This window comes from Pseudomonas sp. Fl4BN1, from assembly GCF_009908285.1.
GTDB lineage: Bacteria > Pseudomonadota > Gammaproteobacteria > Pseudomonadales > Pseudomonadaceae > Aquipseudomonas.
In genome coordinates, this window is the sequence record NZ_JAAARM010000004.1 from 135,081 (window position 1) to 160,870 (window position 25,790).

The 25,790-nt window shown below is 60.3% G+C and carries 21 protein-coding genes; 6 read left to right on the forward strand and 15 right to left on the reverse strand.

Annotated elements, in window-relative coordinates:
- Window positions 1–99: 99 nt before the first annotated feature.
- The 9 genes from sucD to sdhC form a co-directional block, all read right to left on the reverse strand.
- On the reverse strand, window positions 100–981 hold the full coding sequence (gene sucD / locus GV818_RS06150; protein WP_071496227.1) for a succinate--CoA ligase subunit alpha: 882 nt from the start codon (window positions 979–981) through the stop codon (window positions 100–102).
- Window positions 981–2,147 (reverse strand): ADP-forming succinate--CoA ligase subunit beta, encoded by a 1,167-nt coding sequence (sucC, locus tag GV818_RS06155; protein ID WP_161753890.1) that lies wholly within the window; start codon window positions 2,145–2,147, stop codon window positions 981–983. Before sucC ends, sucD begins: the two co-directional genes overlap by 1 nt.
- A 229-nt stretch (window positions 2,148–2,376) precedes the next feature.
- Window positions 2,377–3,813 carry a dihydrolipoyl dehydrogenase gene (gene lpdA, locus GV818_RS06160; protein ID WP_161753570.1) on the reverse strand — a complete coding sequence of 479 codons (1,437 nt, stop codon included), beginning with the start codon at window positions 3,811–3,813 and terminating at the stop codon, window positions 2,377–2,379.
- Window positions 3,814–3,918: 105 nt separating this feature from the next.
- Window positions 3,919–5,133: a 2-oxoglutarate dehydrogenase complex dihydrolipoyllysine-residue succinyltransferase gene (gene odhB, locus GV818_RS06165; RefSeq protein WP_161753572.1), complete on the reverse strand. Its 1,215-nt coding sequence runs from the start codon at window positions 5,131–5,133 to the stop codon at window positions 3,919–3,921.
- Window positions 5,134–5,175: 42 nt separating this feature from the next.
- The gene (locus GV818_RS06170) at window positions 5,176–8,007 is read right to left on the reverse strand and encodes a 2-oxoglutarate dehydrogenase E1 component (RefSeq protein WP_161753574.1); all 2,832 of its coding nucleotides are present in this window, start codon (window positions 8,005–8,007) and stop codon (window positions 5,176–5,178) included.
- 263 nt (window positions 8,008–8,270) lie between these two features.
- Window positions 8,271–8,975 carry a succinate dehydrogenase iron-sulfur subunit gene (locus tag GV818_RS06175; protein ID WP_161753576.1) on the reverse strand — a complete coding sequence of 235 codons (705 nt, stop codon included), beginning with the start codon at window positions 8,973–8,975 and terminating at the stop codon, window positions 8,271–8,273.
- 11 nt (window positions 8,976–8,986) lie between these two features.
- Window positions 8,987–10,759, reverse strand: coding sequence for a succinate dehydrogenase flavoprotein subunit (sdhA, locus tag GV818_RS06180; protein WP_161753578.1), 1,773 nt, complete (start codon window positions 10,757–10,759; stop codon window positions 8,987–8,989).
- Between the two features lie 3 nt (window positions 10,760–10,762).
- On the reverse strand, window positions 10,763–11,131 hold the full coding sequence (sdhD, locus tag GV818_RS06185) for a succinate dehydrogenase, hydrophobic membrane anchor protein (RefSeq protein WP_159897100.1): 369 nt from the start codon (window positions 11,129–11,131) through the stop codon (window positions 10,763–10,765).
- Window positions 11,125–11,511 carry a succinate dehydrogenase, cytochrome b556 subunit gene (gene sdhC / locus GV818_RS06190; RefSeq protein WP_368668864.1) on the reverse strand — a complete coding sequence of 129 codons (387 nt, stop codon included), beginning with the start codon at window positions 11,509–11,511 and terminating at the stop codon, window positions 11,125–11,127. The genes sdhD and sdhC overlap by 7 nt, the downstream gene beginning before the upstream one ends.
- 350 nt (window positions 11,512–11,861) lie before the next feature.
- On the opposite strand from sdhC, the gene gltA reads away from it, so the two are divergent.
- Window positions 11,862–13,151 (forward strand): citrate synthase, encoded by a 1,290-nt coding sequence (gene gltA / locus GV818_RS06195; protein ID WP_011060047.1) that lies wholly within the window; start codon window positions 11,862–11,864, stop codon window positions 13,149–13,151.
- A gap of 428 nt (window positions 13,152–13,579) precedes the next feature.
- On the opposite strand, the gene GV818_RS06200 is transcribed toward gltA, so the two are convergent.
- From GV818_RS06200 to GV818_RS06210, 3 genes are all read right to left on the reverse strand, one after another.
- Window positions 13,580–15,238 (reverse strand): cation acetate symporter, encoded by a 1,659-nt coding sequence (locus tag GV818_RS06200; protein ID WP_161753580.1) that lies wholly within the window; start codon window positions 15,236–15,238, stop codon window positions 13,580–13,582.
- Window positions 15,235–15,546 carry a DUF485 domain-containing protein gene (locus tag GV818_RS06205; protein WP_161753582.1) on the reverse strand — a complete coding sequence of 104 codons (312 nt, stop codon included), beginning with the start codon at window positions 15,544–15,546 and terminating at the stop codon, window positions 15,235–15,237. The genes GV818_RS06200 and GV818_RS06205 overlap by 4 nt, the downstream gene beginning before the upstream one ends.
- A 190-nt stretch (window positions 15,547–15,736) precedes the next feature.
- A complete protein-coding gene (locus GV818_RS06210) occupies window positions 15,737–16,588 on the reverse strand; it encodes a glycine betaine ABC transporter substrate-binding protein (protein ID WP_161776061.1) in 852 nt (283 codons plus the stop codon).
- Between the two features lie 330 nt (window positions 16,589–16,918).
- Between GV818_RS06210 and GV818_RS06215 the strand changes: the two genes are divergently transcribed.
- Window positions 16,919–18,472: a beta (1-6) glucans synthase gene (locus tag GV818_RS06215; protein WP_161776062.1), complete on the forward strand. Its 1,554-nt coding sequence runs from the start codon at window positions 16,919–16,921 to the stop codon at window positions 18,470–18,472.
- Between the two features lie 54 nt (window positions 18,473–18,526).
- Here the strand turns inward: GV818_RS06215 and GV818_RS06220 are convergent, their stop codons facing one another.
- Window positions 18,527–18,886, reverse strand: coding sequence for a hypothetical protein (locus GV818_RS06220; protein ID WP_161753586.1), 360 nt, complete (start codon window positions 18,884–18,886; stop codon window positions 18,527–18,529).
- 235 nt (window positions 18,887–19,121) lie between these two features.
- Between GV818_RS06220 and GV818_RS06225 the strand changes: the two genes are divergently transcribed.
- The 3 genes from GV818_RS06225 to GV818_RS06235 all read left to right on the forward strand — a co-directional run bounded on the left by GV818_RS06225 (window position 19,122) and on the right by GV818_RS06235 (window position 23,395).
- Entirely contained in the window at window positions 19,122–20,420 is a 1,299-nt protein-coding gene (locus GV818_RS06225) for a serine/threonine protein kinase (RefSeq protein ID WP_161776063.1), read from the forward strand.
- Window positions 20,413–21,201 carry an MlaA family lipoprotein gene (locus GV818_RS06230; RefSeq protein WP_161753590.1) on the forward strand — a complete coding sequence of 263 codons (789 nt, stop codon included), beginning with the start codon at window positions 20,413–20,415 and terminating at the stop codon, window positions 21,199–21,201. Before GV818_RS06225 ends, GV818_RS06230 begins: the two co-directional genes overlap by 8 nt.
- Before the next feature lie 160 nt (window positions 21,202–21,361).
- The gene (locus GV818_RS06235; protein ID WP_161776064.1) at window positions 21,362–23,395 is read left to right on the forward strand and encodes an FUSC family protein; all 2,034 of its coding nucleotides are present in this window, start codon (window positions 21,362–21,364) and stop codon (window positions 23,393–23,395) included.
- A 7-nt stretch (window positions 23,396–23,402) separates the two neighbouring features.
- Here GV818_RS06235 and GV818_RS06240 read toward each other — a convergent pair whose 3' ends face one another.
- A complete protein-coding gene (locus GV818_RS06240; protein WP_161776065.1) occupies window positions 23,403–24,326 on the reverse strand; it encodes a DUF808 domain-containing protein in 924 nt (307 codons plus the stop codon).
- A gap of 168 nt (window positions 24,327–24,494) precedes the next feature.
- Between GV818_RS06240 and GV818_RS06245 the strand changes: the two genes are divergently transcribed.
- The gene (locus GV818_RS06245) at window positions 24,495–25,103 is read left to right on the forward strand and encodes a TetR/AcrR family transcriptional regulator (protein WP_161753602.1); all 609 of its coding nucleotides are present in this window, start codon (window positions 24,495–24,497) and stop codon (window positions 25,101–25,103) included.
- Between the two features lie 142 nt (window positions 25,104–25,245).
- Here GV818_RS06245 and GV818_RS06250 read toward each other — a convergent pair whose 3' ends face one another.
- Window positions 25,246–25,686, reverse strand: coding sequence for a GlcG/HbpS family heme-binding protein (locus GV818_RS06250; RefSeq protein ID WP_161753604.1), 441 nt, complete (start codon window positions 25,684–25,686; stop codon window positions 25,246–25,248).
- Window positions 25,687–25,790: the final 104 nt, after the last annotated feature.

Genomic DNA, 25,790 nt, shown 5'->3' on the forward strand with positions numbered 1-25,790 from the left:
AGGGCAAGACCTCACCCTCAGCAGTCCCTCCTACGCCAGAAAGCACAAAGGCCACCCGAAGGTGGCCTTTGCTGGTTTTGCGTCAGCTAAGCGCGAGGCTTACTTGACAGCCCAACCAGTCAGCTCGGCCAAGGCCTTGCCGATGTCTGCCAGCGAACGCACGGTTTTCACGCCTGCGTCTTGCAGAGCAGCGAATTTCTCGTCTGCAGTGCCTTTGCCGCCAGAGATGATTGCACCAGCATGGCCCATGCGCTTGCCCGCAGGGGCAGTCACACCAGCGATGTAGGAAACAACCGGCTTGGTTACGTGAGCCTTGATGTAGGCAGCCGCTTCTTCTTCAGCCGAACCACCGATCTCACCGATCATCACGATCGCTTCGGTCTTCGGGTCTTCCTGGAACAGCTTCAGGATGTCGATGAAGTTGGAGCCTGGGATCGGGTCACCACCGATGCCGACGCAGGTGGACTGACCGAAACCGGCGTCAGTGGTCTGCTTCACAGCTTCGTAGGTCAGGGTGCCGGAACGGGAAACGATACCGACCTTGCCTGGCAAGTGAATGTGACCTGGCATGATGCCGATCTTGCATTCGCCTGGGGTGATCACGCCTGGGCAGTTAGGGCCGATCAGGGTAACACCCAGCTCGTCGCACTTAACTTTAGCGTCCAGCATGTCCAGGGTAGGAATGCCTTCGGTGATGCAGACGATCAGCTTGATGCCGCCGAAAGCCGCTTCCAGGATCGAGTCCTTGCAGAAAGGAGCTGGAACGTAGATCACGCTGGCGGTGGCGCCAGTGGCTGCTACAGCGTCTTTCACGGTGTTGAACACTGGCAGACCCAGGTGCTCGGTGCCGCCTTTGCCCGGAGTTACGCCACCGACCATCTTGGTGCCGTATTCGATGGCTTGCTGGGTGTGGAAACTACCTTGCGAACCGGTAATACCCTGGCAGATAACTTTGGTGTCTTTATTGATCAGGACGCTCATTATTTGCCCTCCGCAGCTTTGACAACTTGTTGAGCAGCGTCGGTCAGGCTGGTAGCAGCGATGATGTTCAAGCCGCTTTCTGCCAGTACTTTAGCGCCCAGTTCAGCGTTGTTGCCTTCAAGGCGAACAACAACCGGGATTTTCACGCCGACTTCTTTCACGGCGCCAATGATGCCTTCGGCAATCATGTCGCAACGAACGATGCCGCCGAAGATGTTAACCAGTACTGCAGCGACGTTAGTGTCGGACAGAATGATTTTGAAGGCTTCGGTCACGCGCTCTTTGGTAGCACCACCACCTACGTCGAGGAAGTTGGCTGGCTTGCCGCCGTGCAGGTTGACGATGTCCATGGTACCCATGGCCAGGCCAGCACCGTTGACCATGCAGCCGATGTTGCCTTCCAGGGCTACGTAGTTCAGTTCGAACTTGGCAGCGTGCGCTTCGCGCGGATCGTCCTGGGACGGATCGTGGAAAGTCTTCAGCTTAGGCTGACGATACATGGCGTTGGCGTCGATGTTGATCTTCGCGTCCAGGCAATGCAGATCGCCGTCAGCCTTGATCACCAGCGGGTTCACTTCCAGCAGTGCCAGATCGTGGTCCTGGAACAGTTTGGCCAGGCCGACGAAGATCTTCGCGAACTGAGCAACTTGCTTACCTTCCAGACCCAGCTGGAATGCCAGCTCGCGACCCTGGAATGGCTGAGCGCCAACCAGTGGATCGATAGTGGCCTTGAGGATTTTCTCAGGGGTGTCGTGAGCGATTTTCTCGATGTCCACGCCACCTTCGGTGGAAGCCATGAACACGATGCGACGGCTCGAACGGTCAACGACAGCGCCCAGGTACAGCTCTTTAGCGATATCAGTGCACGATTCAACCAGGATCTTGGTGACAGGCTGGCCATTGGCGTCAGTCTGATAGGTCACCAGACGCTTGCCCAACCACTGCTGAGCGAAGGCTTTAGCGTCTTCTTTGCTGCGAACCAGCTTAACGCCGCCCGCTTTACCGCGACCACCAGCGTGAACCTGGGCTTTGACAACCCACTCGGAGCCGCCGATTTTGTCGCAAGCTTCTGCTGCTGCTTCCGGGGTGTCTACTGCGTAGCCTTGGGATACTGGCAGGCCGTATTCAGCGAACAGCTGCTTACCCTGATACTCGTGAAGATTCATGCTTTTTACCGTCTTCGTTAGGTACTGCGCATTCGGCGCTGCGCTCGTGATGAGTGCCGCGCCACCTGTGACCGCTACTCTCAAACCAGCGCCACACCCTGAACCTGGAACCTGGGCTCCGGTCCAGTGTGTGGCGCTACCCCGAGAGGTCGAGTCCAGCGGATATTCCGCGGTGAGTCTTGCGCACAAGGCTCACGACGGGCCAACCGCCGTGGTTTCTTATTATTGCTTAGCGTTTCTTGCGGTTGGCAATGTGGATGGCAGTGCCATTCACAGCCAGAGCTGCTTCGTGCAGGGCTTCGGACAGGGTCGGATGGGAGAAAACCATCATGCCCAGGTCTTCGGCGCTGGTGCCGAATTCCATGCCGATCGCACCTTGCTGAACCAGTTCCGCAGCGCTTGGGCCAATCACGTGGACGCCCAATACGCGGTCAGTCTTGGCATCGGCGATGACTTTGACGAAACCGCCGGTGTCGTTGGCTGCCATGGCACGGCCGCTGGCGGCAAACGGGAAGGTGCCGACGTTAACTTCAACGCCTTCAGCTTTCAAGGCCTGCTCGGTTTTACCGACCCATGCAATTTCCGGGTGAGTGTAGATAACCGAAGGGATCAGGTCGTAGTTCATCTGGGCTTTGTGGCCCTTGATGCGCTCGGCAACCATGATGCCCTCTTCCGAGGCTTTGTGAGCCAGCATCATGCCGCGCACCACGTCACCGATGGCGTAAACACCCGGTACGGTAGTCGCGCAGTGATCGTCAACGTGCACGAAACCGCGCTCGTCGAGGGTCACGCCGCAATCAGCAGCCAGCAGATCAGTGGTCACTGGACGGCGACCAACGGCTACGATCAGCTTGTCGAAAGTGATGGTCTGCTCGCCCTTGGCGTCGGTGTAGGTCACCACGACTTCTTCGCCATTGACCTTGGAGCCGGTCACGCGAGCGCCCAGCTTGATGTCCAGGCCCTGTTTGGTCAGGGTTTTCAGCGCTTCCTTGGAAACAGCAGCGTCAGCCGCCATCAGGAAGGTGTCCAAAGCCTCCAGGACAGTCACTTGCGCGCCCAGGCGCGACCAGACCGAACCCAGTTCCAGGCCGATGACGCCAGCGCCAATCACGCCCAGACGTTTTGGCACGGCTTGGAATTCCAGGGCGCCGGTGGAGTCGACGATCACGTTCTGATCAACCGGTGCAGGTGGAATGTCGATTGGACGCGAACCTGGAGCCAGGATCACGTTCTCGGCTTCGATCACTTCAACCGAACCGTCAGCCTTGGTGACTTCGACTTTCTTGCCGGCCAGCAGTTTGCCGTGGCCCTGGATCGAGGTCACGCCGTTAGCTTTGAACAGGGTGGCAACACCGCTGGTCAGGCCTTTGACGATGTTGGCCTTGCGGCCGACCATGGCCGGTACGTCCATGGTCACGCCAGCGTGGTTGATGCCGTGGATGGCAAAACCGTCCTGGGCTTCATGGAATTTCCAGGAGCTGTCCAGCAGCGCCTTGGAAGGAATGCAACCGACGTTCAGGCAAGTACCGCCGAGGGCCAGCTTGCCCTCTTTGTCGGTGTACTTCTCGATGCAAGCAGTAGTGAAACCGAGCTGTGCGGCCTTGATTGCGGCTACATAGCCGCCAGGGCCCGCACCGATCACTACCACGTCGAATTTCTGAGTCATAAAAGGTTCCTTTTAGCGGCAAGCTAGAAGCCGCAGACCGCAAGCTTGAAGCTCCTTCGCCCGAATCGGGCCTGGAGCTTGTCGCCTGCAGCCGGCGGCTGCTTTTTAGATGTCCAGGAGCAGACGCGCTGGATCTTCCAGCAGGTTCTTGATGGTCACCAGGAACGTCACGGCTTCTTTACCGTCGATCAGGCGGTGGTCGTAGGACAGCGCCAGGTACATCATCGGACGGATTACCACCTGACCGTTGATCGCCATAGGACGCTGCAGGATATTGTGCATGCCCAGGATCGCTGCTTGTGGCGGGTTGACGATCGGGGTCGACATCATCGAACCGAAAGTACCACCGTTGGTGATGGTGAAAGTACCACCAGTCATCTCTTCCATCGATAGCTTGCCGTCACGGGCCTTCTTGCCGAAGGTGGCAATGCCGCCTTCGATTTCAGCCAGGCTCATCAGTTCGGCGTTACGCAGAACCGGAACCACCAGGCCACGGTCGCTGGAAACCGCAACACCAACGTCGGCGTAGCCGTGGTAAACGATGTCGGCACCGTCGATCGAAGCGTTGACAGCCGGGAAGCGCTTCAGCGCTTCTGTAGCGGCCTTGACGAAGAACGACATGAAGCCCAGGCGTACGCCATTGTGGGACTTCTCGAACAGATCCTTGTACTTCGAACGCAGGGCCATGACTTCAGTCATGTCGACTTCGTTGAAGGTGGTCAGCATCGCCATGTTCGACTGGGCTTCAACCAGACGCTCGGCAACCTTGGCGCGCAGACGGGTCATTGGCACACGCTTTTCAACGCGGTCGCCGGCAGCGAATACCGGAGCAGCAGCGGCAGGAGCCGGAGCCTTGGCAGGCGCGGCAGCTGGAGCGGCTTTCTTCGCGGCAACAGCAGCCACCACGTCTTCCTTGGTCACGCGACCGCCTTTGCCGGTACCGGCAACGGACGCAATGTTGATGCCATTCTCTTCAGCCAGCTTGCGCGCAGCAGGCGCAGCGATTGGATCGTCTTCGCCTTCGGCAGCAGTTGGGGCAGCAGCGGCAGCGGCCGGAGCAGCAGGAGCCGCGGCAGCAGCAGCGCCTTCAACGATGGAGCCCAGGACTTCGTCGGACAGAACGGTGTCGCCTTCGTTCTTGACGATAGCGCCCAGCACGCCGTCAGCAGTGGCCAGCACTTCCAGCACAACCTTGTCGGTCTCGATGTCAACAATCAGGTCGTCGCGCTTGACGGCGTCGCCTGGTTGTTTGTGCCAGGTGGCAACGGTGCCATCGGCAACCGATTCCGGGAAAGTGGGGGCTTTGATCTCGATAGCCATTATCTGTGGTTCCTTAAATTCGGTTTCAGGTGCGCGAAGGCGTTAAACAGTAAAGGCATCTTGCAGCAGTTTTTCCTGCTGCTCAGCGTGCATCGATGCGTAACCACAAGCAGGGGCAGCAGAAGCGTCACGGCCCGCGTACTCGAGTACGAGCGACTTGTTGTGACCGCTGATGATGCGACGCATGTGATGCTGGCTGCAGTACCAGGCACCCTGGTTCATCGGCTCTTCCTGACACCAAACGATGTGTTTGAGGTTGGTGTAGGGAGCCAGGACTTCAATCAAGTCGTCCTCAGGGAATGGGTACAGCTGCTCAAGACGCACGATGGCGATATCGTCACGACCTTCGGCACGGCGTTTTTCCAGCAGGTCGTAGTAGACCTTGCCGCTCGCCAGCACGATACGACCGACCTTTTTCGGGTCCTGGGCATCGATTTCCGGAATAACGGTCTGGAATGAACCTTCGGCCAGATCTTCCAGGGTCGAGATGGCCAATTTATGACGCAGCAGCGACTTCGGTGTCAGGACGATCAACGGCTTGCGCAGCGGGCGAATCACCTGACGACGCAGCAAGTGGTAGATCTGCGCCGGCGTGGTCGGTACGGCTACCTGAATGTTGTGCTCAGCGCACAGCTGCAGATAACGCTCCAGGCGAGCCGAAGAGTGCTCCGGCCCCTGACCTTCATAACCGTGCGGCAGCAGCATGGTCAGACCGCAGAGACGGCCCCACTTGTGCTCGCCACTGGTGATGAACTGGTCGATAACCACCTGGGCACCGTTGGCGAAGTCGCCGAACTGGGCTTCCCAGATCACCAACGCGTCAGGCGTGGTGGTCGAGTAACCGTATTCGAACGCCAGTACGGCTTCTTCGGACAGGAACGAATCGTACAGGTCGAAACGTGGCTGGCCTTGGTACAGGTGCTGCAGCGGGATGTAGGTACCCGCGTCTTTCTGGTTGTGCAAGACCGCGTGACGGTGCGAGAACGTACCGCGACCGATGTCCTGGCCAGTCATGCGAATCGGGTGACCTTCGAACGCCAGGGTCGCGTACGCCATGGTTTCAGCGTAACCCCAGTTGATCGGCAGGCCGCCGGCTTGCATCTTTTGACGGTCTTCGTAGATCTTCGCCACTTGGCGCTGCACCACGAAGCCTTCCGGGATTTCCAGCAGCTTGGCGGACAGCTCTTGCAGGGTCTTGAGATCGAACCGGGTGTCATGACGCGCAGTCCAAGCGTGACCCAGATACGGACGCCAGTCGACGAACAACTCTTTGTTCGGCTCTTTGACCAAGCTTTTTACCACGTGCAGACCATTGTCCAGCGCGTTGCGGTATTCATCGATCTTCGCTTGAACACGCGCATCATCGACCACACCGGCCTGGGTCAGGCGTTCGGCGTACAGCTCACGGGTGGTGCGCTGCTTGGTGATTTGCTGGTACATCAACGGCTGGGTGCCGCTCGGCTCATCCGCTTCGTTGTGGCCACGACGACGGTAGCAGACCAGATCGATCACCACGTCGCGCTTGTACTGCATGCGGTAGTCGATCGCCAGCTGGGTCACGAACAATACGGCTTCCGGATCATCACCATTCACATGGAGGATCGGCGCCTGGATCATCTTCGCGACGTCGGTGGCGTACTCGGTGGAACGCGAGTCCAGCGGGTTGCTGATGGTGAAACCGACCTGGTTGTTGATCACGATGTGCACAGTACCGCCGGTCTTGAAACCGCGGGTCTGGGACATCTGGAAGGTTTCCATGACCACGCCTTGACCGGCGAATGCCGCGTCACCGTGGATGGAGATCGGCAGAACCTTCTCGCCGGTTGGGTCGTTACGACGATCCTGACGGGCGCGTACCGAACCTTCGACCACTGGAGATACGATTTCCAGGTGGGACGGGTTGAACGCCATCGCCAAGTGGACTTCGCCACCGGTAGTCATCACGTTGGACGAGAAGCCCTGGTGATACTTGACGTCACCGGAACCCAGCTCGACCTTCTTCTTGCCTTCGAACTCGTCGAACAGCTCGCGCGGGTTCTTGCCGAAGGTGTTGACCAGCACGTTCAGACGGCCACGGTGGGCCATACCGATGACGATTTCCTTGGTGCCGTAGGAACCGGAACGCTGGATCAGCTCGTCGAGCATCGGGATCAGGCTTTCGCCGCCTTCCAGACCGAAACGCTTGGTGCCCGGGTATTTGGTGCCCAGGTATTTTTCCAGGCCTTCACCGGCAGTCACACGCTCGAGCAGGTGGCTCTTGATGTCAGCAGAGTACGTCGGACGACCACGCACGCTTTCCAGACGCTGCTGGAACCACTGGCGCTGCTCGGAATCGGTGATATGCGTGAATTCAGCGCCGATGGTGCGGCAATATGTCTGCTGCAACGCTTCGTGAATTTCGCGTAGGCTCGCTTCCTCTTTGCCGATGAACAGGTCGCCGGCACGGAAGGTCGTATCAAGATCGGCATTGGTCAAGCCGTAATGATTGATCGACAGGTCTGCAGGTGCAGGACGCTGCCACAGCCCCAGCGGGTCCAGCTGGGCTGCCTGGTGGCCACGCATCCGATAGGCCTGGATCAATCGCAGCACTTCAACTTGCTTCTTTTCGTGCTCACTGCTCACGCTGCCGGCGGATACCGGTTGGGCGCGGCGCTGGTTCTTTGCCAGCAAGACGAAATGATCGCGGATTGTCGAGTGCGAAACATCGATGGCAGTGCTGCCGTCGGTAGGCAACTTCTGAAAGTAAGTGCGCCACTCTTCTGGCACAGCGTTAGGGTCGTGCAGGTAGAGCTCGTAGAGCTCTTCCACATAGGCAGCGTTACTACCGGATAGGTAGGCGCTGTTCCACATGCGCTGCATCACGCTTTCTTGCATGCTTGGTCACCCTCGGTTAGGGGAACACCACCGGCGACGACACCGAGCAAGCTTGCAGAAGTCCGAATGCAGCGACCAAAACAAGCCACTTAGGATCACGCTGATAGTCCGGGTACCAGCCCGGATGCCCCTGCTTGTCTCATTTCTTCAAAAATAAGAGCAGCCACTTTGTGAGCTGCTGCTCAGGTTAGAGCCATGACGCGGGTTGAAGCCCGCGCCGTGGCTTTTACGGGTACAGCGGTCCTACGGGTACAGCAGCTGAATCACACGCCACTTTGCAGCAACATGTTACGGATGTGACCGATGGCCTTAGTCGGGTTCAGGCCTTTCGGACAAACGTTGACGCAGTTCATGATCCCCCGGCAGCGGAATACGCTGAACGGGTCATCCAGTGAAGCCAGACGCTCGGACGTCTTGGTGTCACGGCTGTCTGCCAGGAAGCGATAGGCTTGCAGCAGCGCAGCTGGACCCAGGAACTTGTCCGGGTTCCACCAGAAGGACGGGCAAGAGGTCGAGCAGCAAGCGCACAGGATGCACTCGTACAGACCGTCGAGCTTCTCGCGCTCTTCCGGGGACTGCAGACGCTCGATGGCCGGAGCCGGCGTATCGTTCTGCAGGAATGGCTTCACCTTCTCGTATTGCTTGTAGAAGATGCTCATATCGACGACCAGGTCACGGATAACCGGCAAACCTGGCAGCGGACGAACAACCAGCTTGTTCTTCTTGACCACGGCGGACAGCGGCGTGATGCACGCCAGGCCGTTCTTGCCGTTGATGTTCATGCCGTCGGAACCGCAGACGCCTTCACGGCAGGAGCGACGATAGGAGAAACCTTCGTCCTGCTCTTTGATCAGCGCCAGCACGTCCAGCACCATCAGGTCTTTACCACCGGTATCGACCGAGAATTCCTGCATGAACGGCGCAGCGTCCTGATCAGGGTTGTAGCGATACACACTGACTTGCAACATAGTGGCCACCCTTAGTAAGTCCGAATCTTAGGTTCAAAAGTCGGAACAGTCTTCGGCGAGAAGTTCACGGCACGTTTGGCAACGCGTTTCTCACCCGGGAAGTACAGGGTGTGGCACAGCCAGTTTTCGTCATCGCGGTCTTCGAAGTCTTCACGGGCGTGAGCACCGCGGGACTCTTTACGCACTTCGGCAGCGATGGCCGTGGCTTCGGCCACTTCCAGCAGGTTCTGCAGCTCAAGTGCTTCGATACGCGCAGTGTTGAAAGCTTGAGACTTGTCGTTGATCTTGACGTTGGCGATACGCTCACGCAGGTCAGCCAACTGGGCAATACCCTTCTGCATGTATTCGCCAGTGCGGAATACACCGAAGTAGTTCTGCATGCAGTTCTGCAGTTCACGACGCAGGGTCGCAACGTCTTCACCGGTGGTGCGCTCGTTGAGCTTGGCCAGGCGGTTCAGGGCAACTTCTACGTTGGTGTCGCTGGCGTCGCGGTATTCGATACCGTCGGTCAGCGCTTTTTCCAGGTGCAGACCGGCCGCACGACCGAATACCACCAGGTCCAGCAGCGAGTTGCCGCCCAGACGGTTGGCACCGTGCACCGATACGCAAGCCACTTCACCCACTGCGAACAAGCCAGGGATGATGGTGTCTTCGCCATCAGTGTTCTGAGTGATCGCCTGACCGTGAATGTTGGTGGCAACGCCGCCCATCATGTAGTGGCAGGTTGGAACAACCGGAACCGGAGCAACTACCGGGTCAACGTGGGCGAAGGTCTTGGACAGCTCGCAGATACCTGGCAGGCGGCTGTGCAGCACTTCCTCACCCAGGTGGTCGAGCTTGAGCATCACGTGGTCGCCATTCGGGCCACAACCGTTGCCGGCGATGATCTCTTTGACCATGGAACGTGCCACAACATCGCGACCCGCCAAGTCTTTGGCGTTCGGAGCATAACGCTCCATGAAACGCTCGCCGTGCTTGTTGATCAGGTAACCGCCTTCACCGCGGCAGCCTTCAGTCACCAGGACACCAGCGCCGGCGATGCCGGTCGGGTGGAACTGCCACATCTCGATGTCTTGCACCGGAACGCCAGCACGCAGCGCCATGCCGACACCGTCACCGGTGTTGATCAGGGCGTTGGTGGTGGAGGCGTAGATACGGCCCGCACCGCCAGTTGCCAGAACGGTAGCCTTGGCGCGGATGTAGGTGGTTTCACCGGTTTCGATGCAGATGGCGATCACGCCGACAAAGGCGCCGTCTTCGTTCTTCACCAGATCGACCGCGTACCACTCATTAAGGAAGGTGGTGCCGGCTTTCAGGTTGCCCTGGTAAAGGGTGTGCAGCAGTGCGTGACCGGTACGGTCGGAAGCCGCGCAAGTACGGGCAGCCTGACCGCCCTTGCCGTAGTCCTTGGACTGACCGCCGAAAGGACGCTGGTAGATACGACCGGTTTCGGTACGGGAGAACGGCAGACCCATGTGGTCCAGTTCGAAGACCGCAGCCGGGCCTTCCTGACACATGTATTCGATAGCGTCCTGGTCACCGATGTAGTCGGAACCCTTGACGGTATCGTACATATGCCAGCGCCAGTCATCGTTCGGGTCCGCCGAGGCGATCGCACAGGTGATGCCGCCTTGGGCAGACACAGTGTGCGAACGGGTCGGGAACACCTTGGTGATCACTGCAGTCTTGTGGCCGCCCTGGGCCAGCTGCAGTGCGGCACGCATGCCGGCGCCGCCGCCGCCAATGATGATGGCGTCGAAAGAAATGGTTGGAATGTTAGCCATGAATCAGATACCCCAGAGAATCTGCACACCCCAGACGAAGTAAGCGAACATCGCGACGCCGCATACTGCCTGGAAAAGGAAACGCACTGCTGTCGCCGACTTGCCCAGCGCCATCGGCGTCAGGTAGTCAGTCGAGATGGTCCACATGCCGACCCAGGCGTGAGCGCCCAGGGCCACCATGGCCAGCAGACTGAAGATACGCATCCAGTTGTTTGCGAACAGGCCATGCCACTGTGCGTAGTCAATGCCCGGATTCGCTACGAGGTACCCGATCAGGAAGATGAAATAAGCCGCGAGAACGACCGCAGACACACGCTGTGCCATCCAGTCATAAAGGCCCGAACGCGACAGGTTCGTAACGCTGGTTACCATATCCAAACTCCCGCCAGAACGATAATCACCACGGATACGGCGATAACGATTTTCGAGCCCAGCTTGCCGCCTTCCAGCGTTTCACCGATGCCCATGTCCATAATCAGATGGCGCACACCGGCCACCAAGTGATACAGCAAGGCGGACAGGAGGCCCCATGCAACGAATTTGGCCAGCGGACTGGTCAAGCACGCCTTCACCTCGGCATAACCTTCCTCAGAGCCCAGGGACTTGCTCAATGCGTAAAGCATGATGCCGATGCCCAGGAAGAGGATGATGCCGGAAACACGGTGGAGAAACGACGTAACGCCGGTGATGGGGAGTTTGATGGTCCTTAGGTCTAGGTTTACAGGTCGTTGGCTATTCACGGCTTTTTTCACACTGAAGAGCCCCTAACAATCAGGGCAAAGTTGTTGGGGAGTGCACTGGTCAGGCAACCACTACCCAGGGAGTGCGACCCCCAGCAAAGCGGGCCCAGAAGCCTACGGAGGTCGGTGGCCGAGTATAGACAGTTAGGCTACTAATGACAACGCAAAGACCTTCCCCTAATAGCTCATTGCGTTAGCCTAATAAAAGGCGTAAATGGCAGTGAATTTCGCGCAAAAAACCCTCCCAAAGCCTTCTGGGACAAGACTTTAGGCAAATTGACATTCGGATTTATCTCACTATAGTGGTGCGGGCCCTGCGTGGGGGGTCTGTCTGATGATTTCAAGCATAAATAGGAGGCCACATGGCTGACAAAAAAGCGCAGTTGATCATCGAGGGCGCAGCCCCCGTCGAGCTGCCCATTTTAACCGGCACCGTTGGTCCTGATGTAATCGATGTTCGGGGCCTGACGGCCACGGGCCGCTTCACTTTTGACCCAGGCTTCATGTCGACCGCTTCCTGCGAGTCGAAGATCACCTACATCGACGGCGACAACGGCATCCTGCTGCACCGCGGCTACCCGATCGAACAGCTGGCTGAAAAGTCGGACTACCTGGAAACCTGCTACCTGCTGCTCAACGGCGAACTGCCGACCGCAGAACAGAAGGCCCAGTTCGTCAGCACCGTGAAGAACCACACCATGGTTCACGAACAGTTGAAGAGTTTCTTCAACGGTTTCCGTCGCGACGCCCACCCAATGGCGGTGATGTGCGGCGTAGTCGGCGCACTGTCGGCGTTCTACCACGACTCCCTGGACATCAATAACCCGCAGCACCGCGAGATTTCCGCCGTGCGCCTGGTGGCCAAGATGCCAACCCTGGCAGCGATGGTTTACAAGTACTCCATGGGCCAGCCGATGATGTACCCGCGCAACGACCTGTCGTACGCGGAAAACTTCCTGCACATGATGTTCAACACCCCGTGCGAGATCAAACCGATCAGCCCGGTACTGGCCAAGGCAATGGACCGGATCTTCATCCTCCACGCCGACCACGAACAGAACGCCTCGACTTCCACCGTGCGCCTGGCAGGCTCCTCGGGTGCCAACCCGTTCGCCTGTATCGCTGCCGGCATTGCGGCACTCTGGGGCCCGGCTCACGGCGGCGCCAACGAAGCCGTGCTGACCATGCTCGACGAAATTGGCGATGTCTCGAACATCGACAAGTTCATCGCCAAGGCCAAGGACAAGAACGATCCGTTCAAACTCATGGGCTTCGGTCACCGTGTGTACAAGAACCGCGATCCACGCGCCACGGTAATGAAGCAGACCTGCGACGAAGTTCTGAAAGAGCTGGGCATCAACAACGATCCACAACTCGAACTGGCCATGCGCCTGGAAGAGATCGCCCTGACCGATCCGTACTTCATCGAGCGCTCGCTGTACCCGAACGTCGACTTCTACTCGGGGATCATCCTCAAGGCCATCGGCATTCCAACCAGCATGTTCACCGTGATCTTCGCCCTGGCGCGGACCGTCGGCTGGATCTCCCACTGGAAGGAAATGCTCTCCAGCCCTTACAAGATCGGCCGTCCACGCCAGCTGTACACCGGCTACGAGTCGCGTGACATCACTAAACTGGAAGACCGCAAATAAGACCTGTCTTGCGATCAAGTCTTAGCTGCAGCGGATACGGCCTCTCTTAGAGGTCGTATTTGTTTTCGCCCTCCCCTGACACGGCACTCACAGCCCTCTGTAGCCGCGAAGGCTGCGGATAGTGACAACCTGCCCCCCTCCCCCCAGCAGGTGCTCAGCCGCCGTATTTGCAGCGCCTTCCCGCATCCGCGGCCATAAGCGCCCGATCGCACTTCACGCCAACCACCGACCATCAGCCCCGCTATCGCTACGCCGCGCTGCCGCTCAGCCTGCTCGAGCAGTGACAAGAGCTACGCACCAGCACAACACCATTCAGCACTACAGATACCTCCACTTAATCCGCCCCCATAAAAAAGTGCCCCGATCTCGCGATCAGGGCACTTAGCTACTACTCGGCTTATTAATAGAAGCCGATGCACATCACTCTTTTAGTGCGATACCGCCCCACTTGCACCCAGGCCGGTCTGCGAACGTACGAACTGCGGGAAGAACAGCGCCCGTTCGTTGGCCGCCGAGGTCGACTTGTCAGTGATGGAGAAGAACCAGATACCGATGAAGGCAATCATCATCGAGAACAGCGCTGGGTACTCGTACGGGAAGATCGCCTTCTCGTGATGCAGGATCTGCACCCAGATGGTCGGCCCGAGGACCATCAGGCCAACGGCACTGACCAGGCCCATCCAGCCGCCGATCATCGCGCCACGGGTCGTGAGCTTCTTCCAGTACATGGAAAGCAGCAGTACCGGGAAGTTGCAGCTGGCAGCGATGGAGAACGCCAGACCCACCATGAACGCAATGTTCTGGCTCTCGAAGAGAATGCCCAGGCCGATCGCCAGCACGCCCAAGGCCACGGTGGTGATCTTGGAAACGCGGATCTCGTCCTTCTCGTTGGCCTTGCCCTTCTTGATCACGCTGGCATACAGGTCGTGGGACACCGCCGAGGCGCCGGCCAGGGTCAGGCCCGCCACGACTGCCAGGATGGTGGCGAAGGCCACTGCCGAGATGAAGCCGAGGAACACGCTGCCGCCCACCGCATTGGCCAGGTGCACCGCCGCCATGTTGTTACCGCCCAGCAAGGCGCCTGCGGCATCCTTGAAGTCCGGGTTGGTGCTCACCAGCAGGATCGCGCCAAAGCCGATGATGAAGGTCAGGATGTAGAAGTAGCCGATGAAGCCTGTGGCGTAGAGCACGCTCTTGCGGGCTTCCTTGGCGTCGCTCACGGTGAAGAAGCGCATCAGGATATGAGGCAAGCCAGCAGTACCGAACATCAGCGCAAGCCCCAGCGAGAACGCCGAGATTGGATCCTTCACCAGACCGCCAGGACTCATGATCGCCTCACCTTTGGGGTGGACCTTGATCGCCTCGGAGAACAGCGTGTTGAAGTCAAAGTTGACGTGTTTCATCACCATCAGCGCCATGAAGGACGCACCGGAGAGCAGCAGCACCGCCTTGATGATCTGTACCCAGGTAGTGGCCAGCATGCCGCCGAACAGCACATACAGGCACATCAGGATACCTACCAGGATCACCGCCACGTGGTAGTCGAGACCGAACAGCAGCTGGATCAGCTTGCCGGCACCGACCATCTGCGCGATCAGGTAGAACGCCACCACCACCAGCGAACCACAGGCCGACAGGGTACGGATCTGGGTCTGCCCGAGGCGGTAGGACGCCACGTCGGCAAAGGTGTACTTGCCCAGGTTACGCAGGCGCTCGGCGATCAGGAACAGAATGATCGGCCAGCCCACCAGGAAGCCGATGGAATAGATCAGGCCGTCATAACCGGACGTGAACACCAGGGCGGAAATCCCCAGGAAGGACGCCGCCGACATGTAGTCACCGGCAATCGCCAGACCGTTCTGGAAACCGGTGATCTTGCCACCCGCCGCATAGTAGTCAGCGGCCGACTTGTTGCGCTTGGAGGCCCAGTAGGTGATGCACAGGGTGGCACCGACAAAGACCACGAACATCAGGATCGCCGATACGTTGAGGGGTTGCTTGTGGACTTCACCCGTCAAAGCGTCTGCGGCCCAGAGGGCAGGAGCGAAAGCGGCAAGTCCGAGTGCTGCGAATAGACGTCGGATCATTGCTGAGCCTCCTTCAGAATCGCGTTGTTCAGGTCATCGAACTCACCGTTGGCGCGGCGCACATAGATAGCCGTCAGGACGAAGGCCGAGAGAATCAAGCCAACACCGATGGGAATGCCCCAGGTGATGGATGAGGTTGGACTGATTTTGGCCCCCAGGATCTGGGGCCCATAGGCGATCAACAGGATGAAAGCCGAGTAAAGCCCAAGCATGATCGCCGAGAGAATCCAGGCGAACCGCTCTCGCTTGCTGACCAGCTCCTTGAAGCGCGGGCTGTTTTGAATCGAGAGGTAAATGCTGTCGTTCATTGTTTTTATCCTCGCAGCACAGATTTTAGGTAGAACCTAATCCACTCTATGCGGCTGCAGAACAGGTTCCAGACGACCTTAGTATTAGAACGACATTAGCGGCCGCGCCAACTTTCCTCCTCGAAAAGACAAGGCCATCCACGGACTTTCCGTGGATGGCCTCAAGACCCTTGTTCTAGACGCTTTTCGACTACTTGGCAGTCCACTCGGCAACGCGTTCCGGGTGCTTGCTGACCCAGTCCTTGGCCGCCACATCGGGTTTTGCGCCGTCTTGAATGGCCAGCATGACTTCGCCGATTTCGTCCTTCGACGCCCACTGGAATTTCTTCAGGAACGCCGCCACTTCCGGAGCCTTCTTCTCCAGGCCCTTGCTGCCGATGCTGTTGACGGTTTCAGCAGCGCCATACACGCCTTTTGGATCATCGAGGAAACGCAGCTTCCACTTGGCGAACATCCAGTGCGGCACCCAGCCGGTCACGGCGATGGAATCCTGCTTCTCTTCGGCACGAGTCAACTCGGCGATCATCGCCGCCCCGGAACTGGCCTGCAGCTTGTAGTCCAGGCCGTAGTCCTTGATCGCCTGGTCGGTCTTGAGCATCACCCCTGAACCGGCGTCGATGCCAACGATCTTGTTCTTGAACGTGGTGTCGATCTTCAGATCCTCAATGGACTTGGCCTTGACGTACTCCGGCACGATCAGGCCGATCTTGGCATCCTTGAAGTTTGGGCCGTAGTCGACCACCTTGTCCTTGTTCTTGGCCCAGTACTCGCCGTGGGTCACCGGCAGCCACGCCGAGAGCATGGCATCGAGCTTGCCGGTGGCCACGCCCTGCCACATGATCCCGGTCGCCACCGCCTGCAGCTTGACGTCATAACCGAGCTTCTGCTTGATCACCTCCGCCGCCACATGAGTCGTCGCCACACTGTCGGACCAGCCATCGACGTAGCCGATGCTCAGGGTCTTGCTATCGGCACTGGCCAGAGTGGAGCTGATGGCAAGTACCAGTGCGGCACCTGCGCCTAAGAGTCGTCGCATCTTCATCGTTACTTCCCCGAAAAGTGCAGTGCCGGGCGAGTGCCGGGCACGTCAACGTATGGTTATGGTGCGCTGCGCCTCCATCACGCCTCACCGCGAACGCGTTCGATCATCAGCGGAGTGCTGATGCCCTGATCATCAACCCGCCACTGTCCGCGACCTGCTCTGTCTGCGACCTCAAGGCAACAAGCAACGACATCAGATAGCCAGCAACCAGCCGCCTCCACAGCCCGGACAGCGGGCCCGCCCGAACTTTGCATGTCAAAATCATGCAGGCCACCAAGCCGCGAACAAATGCAGGTAAGATGCCCGGCTTTGTTCCACGACGGCCTGACCATGCCCGCCACTGCACGCTTCCCCGCCCTTGCTTATCTATCGTCCTGTCTGCTTGGCCTGCTGGCCCTCTGCGGTTACTGGTACGGCCTCGGCCAGCCGGTGCATCTACCGGACGTCGCCAGCGCCAGCCACAAACTGCAGTGCGCCTCCTACACCCCGTTCGACAAGGACCAGTCGCCCTTCGACCAACCGTTCAAGTTGCGCCCCGAGCGCATGGACGCCGACCTGGCACTGCTGGCCACCCGCTTCGAGTGCATCCGCACCTACTCCATGACCGGCCTTGAGGCCCTGCCCGAGCTAGCCCGCAAGCACGGTCTGAAGCTGATGATCGGCGCCTGGGTCAACAGCAACCCGGTGGACACCGAGAAAGAAGTGGACCTGCTGATCGCCTCGGCCAACGCCAACCCGGATGTGGTCAGCGCGGTGATCGTCGGCAACGAAGCCCTGTTGCGCAAGGAAGTCACCGGCCCGCAGCTGGCGCGATTGATCCTCAAGGTCAAGGCCGGGGTCAAACAGCCAGTAACCTATGCCGACGTCTGGGAGTTCTGGCTCAAGCACCCGGAAATCGCCCCGGCGGTGGACTTCCTCACCATCCACCTGCTGCCGTACTGGGAAGATGATCCGTCGAACATCGACGCCGCCCTCAACCACGTGGCCGAGGTGCGCCAGGTGTTTGGCAACCGCTTCGCGCCCAAAGACGTAATGATCGGTGAAACCGGCTGGCCCAGCGAAGGCCGCCAGCGAGAAACCGCACTGCCGAGCCGGGTCAACGAGGCCAAGTTCATTCGCGGTTTCGTTGCGCTGGCAGAACACAATGGCTGGCATTACAACCTGATCGAAGCCTTCGACCAGCCATGGAAACGCGCCAGCGAAGGTGCGGTGGGCGGGTACTGGGGGCTGTTCGACGCAGATCGCCAGGACAAGGGTATTCTTGCCGGCCCCGTGTCCAACCTACCTTATTGGCCGCTATGGCTAGGGGTAGGCGCCGTGATCTTCTTCGGCACCTTGATCCTCGGCGGCCGGGTTCGCAGTCGACGTGCGGCGCTGCTCTTGCCGCTGCTGGGGGCATTGGCCGCCAGCACGATCGGTACCTGGGGGGAGCTGGCCCGCGTCACCAGCCGCTTCACCGGCGAATGGTGCTGGGCCGCGCTGCTGCTCGGCCTGAACCTGCTGGTCCTGGCCCATGCCGCGCTGACCTTGAGTGCTCGCGAAGGCTGGCGCCTGCGAGCCTTCAATGCTCTGGAGAAGCGTGCAGGCTGGTTGCTGGCGACAACAGGGTTCGCCGCGGCAGTAATGATGCTGGAGTTGGTGTTCGACCCACGCTATCGCAGCTTCCCCAGCGCCGCCCTGCTGCTGCCGGCGGTGGTCTACCTGTGCCGCCCGGTGCGGGTGCCGCGCCGCGAGATTGCCCTGCTGACCTTTATCGTCGGCGCCGGTATCGCTCCCCAGCTGTACCAGGAAGGCCTGGCCAACCAGCAGGCCTGGGGCTGGGCCCTGGTCAGCCTGTTGATGGTGGCGGCAATGTGGCGCAGCCTGCGGGCGCGTATCGCCTGATCCATCGCAACCTGTAGCCGACTGCCACGGCAGTCGCTACAGCGAGCCCAGTCCTTACTTGGCGCGCACCAGGCGCAGGGCCGCGATCACCACCGCAAACACCGCCAGGGTGGTGTTGTACAGAGCCAAGGCGGGAATGCCGGCCAACACGGCCAGCACCGCCAACCCCCAGCCGGCACGCCCGGGAACGACAAACGCCAGCAGTGCCGCGCCCAAGGCACTCCAGCCCAGCACCTTGAAGTGGATCATCCAGCCCAGGTTCGAGCGCAACGAACATTCCCAACGGCTGGCCTCATCGACACAGACGCCCACCCATCGAGCATCCTCCATGAAGCCGTAGCGCAGGCCATAACTGGCGGCCAACCACAGCGGCAGGACAACAAGCAGCAGAATCAAGGGCAAGCGGCGAGACATGAAACACTCCGAACAATCAAAACGGCGCCCAGCATAATCGTCCATGGACGCTTGGCAAGCTCGATGCATAGATAACTGTTAAGCAAATAGCGGCAAAGTGTATCGCCCGGCTACTATCACCCCCCTGATGTGCCTGCCACAGGCGTTATTTGCATCCAACCATGGCACTTCGGCAGCAGCGCGGTGGTCATAGCCTGCGAACCTCATTCGGCACCTTCCTTCTAGGGATATAGTCATGCTTCGTTTCTTGCGCTTCGCCGCCCTGTTCGGCGGCCTTATCCTGAGTGCGTCCGCACTGGCGGTCGACGTTGACGCGGCCAGTTATGGCTATCCGTTGACCAACCCCTTCGAAGCCACCATTGCCACCACGCCACCGGAGTTGCGCCCGGAACTGCCCTCCAATGACGATATCCGTCAGTCGGACCACAGCCTGACCCTGCGCCCGGAGCGCGAGTTCATCCTCCCGGACAATTTCTGGGCGGTGAAGAAGCTCACCTACCGCATCGCCACCCAGGACCACGCTGCGCCGCTGATCTTCCTGATTGCCGGTACCGGCGCGCGCTACGACAGCAGCCTCAACGAGTACCTGAAGAAGCTCTACTACAAGGCCGGCTACCACGTGGTGCAACTGTCCTCGCCCACCAGTTTCGACTTCATCAGCGCCGCCTCGCGCTTCGCCACGCCCGGCGTGACCCAGGAAGATGCCGAAGACATGTACCGGGTGATGCAGGCCGTGCGGGCGCAAAATCCCAAGCTGCCGATCACCGAGTTCTATCTCACCGGCTACAGCCTGGGGGCCCTGGATGCGGCGTTCGTCAGCAAGCTGGATGAAACCCGGCGCAGCTTCAACTTCAAGAAAGTCCTGCTGCTCAACCCGCCGGTCAACCTCTACACCTCGATCACCAACCTCGACAAGCTGGTACAGACCGAGGTCAAGGGCATCAACAACAGCACCACCTTCTACGAATTGGTACTGGGCAAGCTGACCCGCTACTTCCAGCAGAAGGGCTACATCGATCTCAACGACGCCCTGCTCTACGATTTCCAACAGTCCAAGCAACACCTGACCAACGAACAGATGGCGATGCTGATCGGCACCTCGTTCCGCTTCTCCGCGGCGGACATCGCCTTCACCTCGGACCTGATCAACCGTCGCGGCCTGATCACCCCGCCCAAGTACCCGATCCGCGAAGGCACCAGCCTCACGCCGTTTCTCAAGCGCGCCCTGCAATGCGACTTCGACTGCTACCTGACCGAACAGGTGATCCCGATGTGGCGTGCCCGTACCGACGGCGGCAGCCTGTTGCAACTGATCGACCAGGTGAGCCTCTACGCCCTGCAGGACTACCTCAAGAACAGCACCAAGATCGCCGTGATGCACAACGCCGACGACGTGATCCTCGGCCCCGGCGACCTGGGCTTCCTGCGTAAAACCTTTGGCGACCGCCTGACCGTCTACCCCCATGGCGGCCACTGCGGCAACCTCAACTACCGCGTCAACAGCGACGCCATGCTGGAGTTCTTCCGTGGCTAAACATCTCCTGCTTATCGCTGCGTTGCTCTGCACCGGCTATGCCCAAGCTGACAACAGCAAGGCCAACACCCCCACCGTGCCGGATGCCGACGGTTTCACCGAGCCGCTGAAGAAACTCAAGTTCAACCCCGGGCTGGACCAGCGTGAGTTCGAACGCTCGACCCTCAACGCCTTGAACATCTACGACCCGCTGGAGTCCTGGAACCGCCGGGTCTACCACTTCAACTACCGCTTCGACCAGTGGGTATTCCTGCCGGTGGTGGACGGTTACCGCTATGTGACGCCAAGCTTCCTGCGCACCGGGGTCAGCAACTTCTTCAACAACCTCGGCGACGTGCCCAACCTGGTCAACAGCCTGTTGCAGTTCAAGGGCAAGCGCTCCATGGACACCACGGCGCGGCTGCTGCTCAACACCACCATCGGCGTAGCCGGCCTGTGGGACCCGGCCACCAAGATGGGCCTGCCACGCCAGAGCGAAGACTTCGGCCAGACCCTGGGTTTCTATGGCGTACCCGGTGGCGCCTACCTGGTGCTGCCAATCCTCGGCCCTTCGAACCTGCGCGATACCGCGGGGCTGGCGGTGGACTACACCGCAGAGTCGGCGATCAACTTTCTCAATGTCTCGGAAGTCAGCAGCAACCACCCGGAGATCTGGGCACTGCGTGGCGTCGACAAGCGCTACCAGACCAGCTTCCGCTATGGCCAGTTGAACTCGCCGTTCGAGTACGAGAAAGTGCGCTACGTGTATAGCGAATCGCGCAAGTTGCAGATCGCCGAGTAACCCCTACCCCGACAGTCCCGCCCATCCGGCGGGGCGACACTCCTCGGGCGGTCCGCCTGCAGCCGTTACAACCCCACAACGAGAGCGAAAAGCCGATTGGCATCTCTCGGGGAAATAGATACGATGCTAATCATTAGCTAGCTATCTATGTGTCTGAAGCATGAGATTCCCCACCCTTCACATCGCCGATGTCTGGCAAGCACTCTTCGCCCCCGCGCCTTCGGACCTGTTGTTCGCCGCCAGGAACCTGATTGCCGGCGGACTGGCCCTGTACCTGGCGCTGCGCCTGAATTTCGAACAGCCGCAATGGGCCCTGACCACCGTGTTCATCGTCAGCCAGCCCAGCAGCGGCATGGTGCTGGCTAAAGGTGCCTACCGCTTGCTGGGGACGTTTACCGGGGCCGTGGTTTCGATCCTGCTGATCGCCGTGCTGGGCCAGGCACCGCTGCTTTTCCTGCTGGCCATGGCCCTGTGGCTGGCCTTCTGCACCACCGGTGCCTCACTGCTGCGCAATCACGCCGCCTATGGCTTCGTACTGGCCGGCTACACCACCGCAATCATTGCCCTGCCCGCCACCGCGGCGCCATTGCAGGTATTCGACCAGGCCGTGGCACGCTGCTCGGAGATCGGCCTGGGAATCATCTGCGCCGCGGTGGCGAGCATCGTTCTATGGCCACGCCGGATTGAACAGACACTGGCCATTCAGGGCCGGGCCGCCTGGCTGGCGGGGCGGCGTGCGGCCGCCTCGGAACTGCTGGGGGAAGACCAGCGCAAGGGGCTCCTGGAAGCCCTGGGGCGCATCGTCGCGGTGGACGCCCAACGTGACCATGCCTGGTTCGAAGGCCCCCTGGGACGCCGCCGCTCCCAGGCGCTGCGAGTCCTCAGCCGAGACCTGCTGGGGTTGCTGCGAGCCGCCCGGGGCGTGGCACGACAACGGCAGATGCTCGACCTGGAAAACGCCCAGCGCCTGGAGCCATTGATTCAGCAGACGATCCAGACCCTCGAAGCCGAGCATGAGCCAATCCTCGCGCCCCTGGCCCAGAGCCTGGAGCAGGCCCTGGAAGATCGCTCGCTATCAGCCGAAAACCACCTGTGCCTGGTCCAGTTGACCCAGGTATTGAACCTGGTGGAACAGAGCGCCAGCAGCATCAGCGCCGTGGAACAGGGCCGGGTACCCGCCGGCGCTCCCGGCGCCCTGTCATGGCACCGGGACATTCAGCAAGGGCTGCTGGGCGGGCTGCGCAGTGCCCTGGCCTTTCTCGCTGTGGCCGGTTTCTGGCTGCTGTCCGCCTGGCCTTCGGGACTGGGTGCCGTGTCCATCTGCGGGGTGGTATTGAGCCTGTTTGCCGGGCGCGAGAACCCCGCGGCCGCCTGCCTGAACTTCCTCAAGGGCATAGCCCTGTCGATCCCCGTGGCGGCGGTGGTCAGCCTCGGCCTGTTGCCCGGCTGGGACGGTTTCCCGCTGCTGTGCCTGGGCCTGGGAGTGCCGTTGTTTTTTGCTTCGCTGTGCATGAGTCGGCCAAAGATCGCGCCGATCGCCTCGGCCTTCTGCATCTTCTTCGTCAACAATGTCGGCCCGAGCAATCTGATGACCTATGACCTGGGGGCCTTTCTGAACAAGGCCATGGCCACCCTGATCGGGGTCGGCATTGCCGTGGTGGTGCTGCGGCTGATCAGCCTCAACCCGGGCGAGCATCACTACCGGCGAATGTTCAAGGCGTCACTGTTCGACCTGGCACAACTCACTGCGCGCCCTGCGGAACAGGCCGAGAGCTGGTTCGGCGGGCGCATGGCCGACCGCCTGATCCGGTTATCGAGGTATTGGCAGATGCAACCCGAGAACCGTCGCGTTCACTGGGACAACGGCCTGCTGGGGCTGGACCTGGGCGATGAGTTGCTGCAATTGCGCAGTTGCCTGGACCCGGCGCAGGGAGCCCTGGCTGCCGAGCGCGACCGCTATCTGTTGCACTTGGCAGCACTGCTCAAGCATGGCGGCCCGACTGTGGCACGCGGCGATCAGTTGGACGCGGCCTCGGTGGCTCTGCTCAAGGCCCTGGAGAAAGACCGAGGCCTGGCCGTTCAGCCTCAAGAGATGGCCCGGGCGGCGATCCTGCAGTTGCAGTTCACCTGGCGTCGCTGGTGCCGGCAGCAGCCATCCGGCGCATTACCGGCCAGGCTGACAGCCGCCGGCTGAACAGGGATCAGCCGCGTACCGCGCGCCAACCCCTGCCCACCAGCGTCACAGCCAACAGCACCAGCCCCCCGGCAATGATCCCGGCCACGGCATTGAGCAGGGTCGGCATGATCACCGAGACCACGCCGATCAGCGCCGCGCTGCGCTCGGCCAGGCCTTCAATCAGATGATGCACTGCAGGAACGCCGTGGGTGAGGATGCCGCCGCCGACCATGAACATGGCCGCCGTGCCGATCACCGACAGACTCTTCATCATCAGTGGCGCCGCCCGCAAGATCGCCCCGCCAATGCGCTTGGCCAGGGCACCCGGCTTCCGCGCCAGCCACAGTCCCAGGTCATCCAGCTTGACGATGCCACCCACCAGGCCATAGACACCGACCGTCATGACAATCGCGATCCCCGAAAGCACCACCACCTGCTGCGTCAGCGAAGCCCCCGCCACGATCCCCAGGGTGATGGCGATGATTTCTGCGGAGAGAATGAAGTCGGTGCGGATTGCCCCTTTGATTTTCTCCCGCTCAAAAGCCACCAGGTCCACCTGGGGATCGGCCAGCGCCTGCAGGGTCGACTCGTGCCCAGTCACCTCCTCGGCCTGGTGCAGGTACTTGTGCGCCAGCTTCTCGAACCCCTCAAAACACAAGTAGGCGCCGCCGAGCATCAGCAATGGCGTGACCAACCAGGGCGCCAGGGCACTGATGGCCAGCGCCGCGGGCACCAGGATCAGCTTGTTGCGAAACGACCCCTTGGCCACGGCCCAGACCACCGGAATTTCCCGCTCCGCGCGCACCCCGGAAACCTGTTGGGCGTTGAGCGCCAGATCGTCGCCCAGTACCCCTGCGGTTTTCTTCGCCGCCATCTTGCTCATCAAGGCCACGTCATCCAGTACCGCGGCGATGTCGTCGAGCAAAACCAGCAAACTGCTTCCAGCCATGGGCCAGGCTTCCCTGCGTGAAATAAGACCCGAAGCATACCGCGCCGCAGGCCGGGCAGGCGAGATGCCGGAAGCTGGAAAACCACGGCCAACGGGCATTCTTGAGCCCCTCGCGACGCCGGTGCTACCATGCGCAACCGCCCGAACAGGCAAGGAATCCCCCGGTTTATGAGCACCATCCGCGAGCGCAATAAAGAACTGATCCTGCGGGCCGCCAGTGAAGAGTTTGCCGACAAGGGCTTTGCAGCGACCAAGACCAGCGACATCGCCGCCAAGGCCGGGTTGCCCAAGCCCAACGTCTACTACTACTTCAAGTCCAAGGAAAACCTCTACCGCGAGGTGCTGGAAAGCATCATCGAGCCGATTCTCCAGGCTTCCACTCCGTTCAACGCCGACGGCGTGCCCAGTGAAGTGCTCAGTGGCTACATCCGTTCGAAGATCCGCATCTCCCGCGACCTGCCCTTTGCTTCCAAAGTGTTTGCCAGCGAGATCATGCATGGCGCCCCGCACCTGAGCCCGGACCAGGTGGAACAGCTCAACGTCCAGGCCAAGCACAACATCGAATGCATCCAGACCTGGATTGACCGTGGCCAGATCGCCCCGCTCGATCCCAACCACCTGATGTTCAGCATCTGGGCCGCGACCCAGACCTACGCTGACTTCGACTGGCAGATCTCGGTGGTCACCGGCAAGGCCAAGCTTACCGAAGAAGACTACGAGGCGGCGGCGCAGACCATCATCCGCCTGGTACTCAAGGGCTGCGAACCGGACCGCTGAGATCCAGCCCGCTCATCCCCCTTCGCTCGCCACTGGCGCAAGCTGCGCACCTCAATAGCAGTCACGGCAAGCATCCTGACCCGGAAACACCTTCGGGCCGGGTTGCCCGATCAGACCCCGAGCCCGCGACAGCGGCTTGGGGTCAGGCCGCTACGCCGCCGTCCGCCTTCAGGCCCTGGGCCTCGATGGCGCTGATGGCACACTGCTCGTCAATGTCCGAGGTATCGCCACTGATGCCGATCGCGCCAATCACCGCACCGGCCTGATCCCGGATCAATACCCCACCCGGCGCCGGCACCACACTGCCCTGTCCCAGCCCATTCAATGCACCGATGAACGCGGGGCGCTGCTGTGCGTCCAGGGCCAGCAGGCGCGAGCCCTTGCCCAGGGCCACTGCCCCCCAGGCCTTGCCGATGGCGATCTGCGGCCGCAGCAGGCTGGCGCCATCCTCGCGTTGCAGGGTCACCAGGTGCCCGCCGGCATCCAGCACGGCGATGGTCAACGGGGCCGCGCTGATCTTGCGCCCCGCACTGATGGCCTGGTTGGCCAGGTTGACTGCGACTTTCAAGGTTAAAGCGCTCATGGGTGCCGTCCTTATCTTGTTATTGAGAAAGCCAGAGGAAGCTTCTTGTAGGAGAAGTCCGATACAACAAATAGAACACAATGAATTTATTTTTTGTATACAAT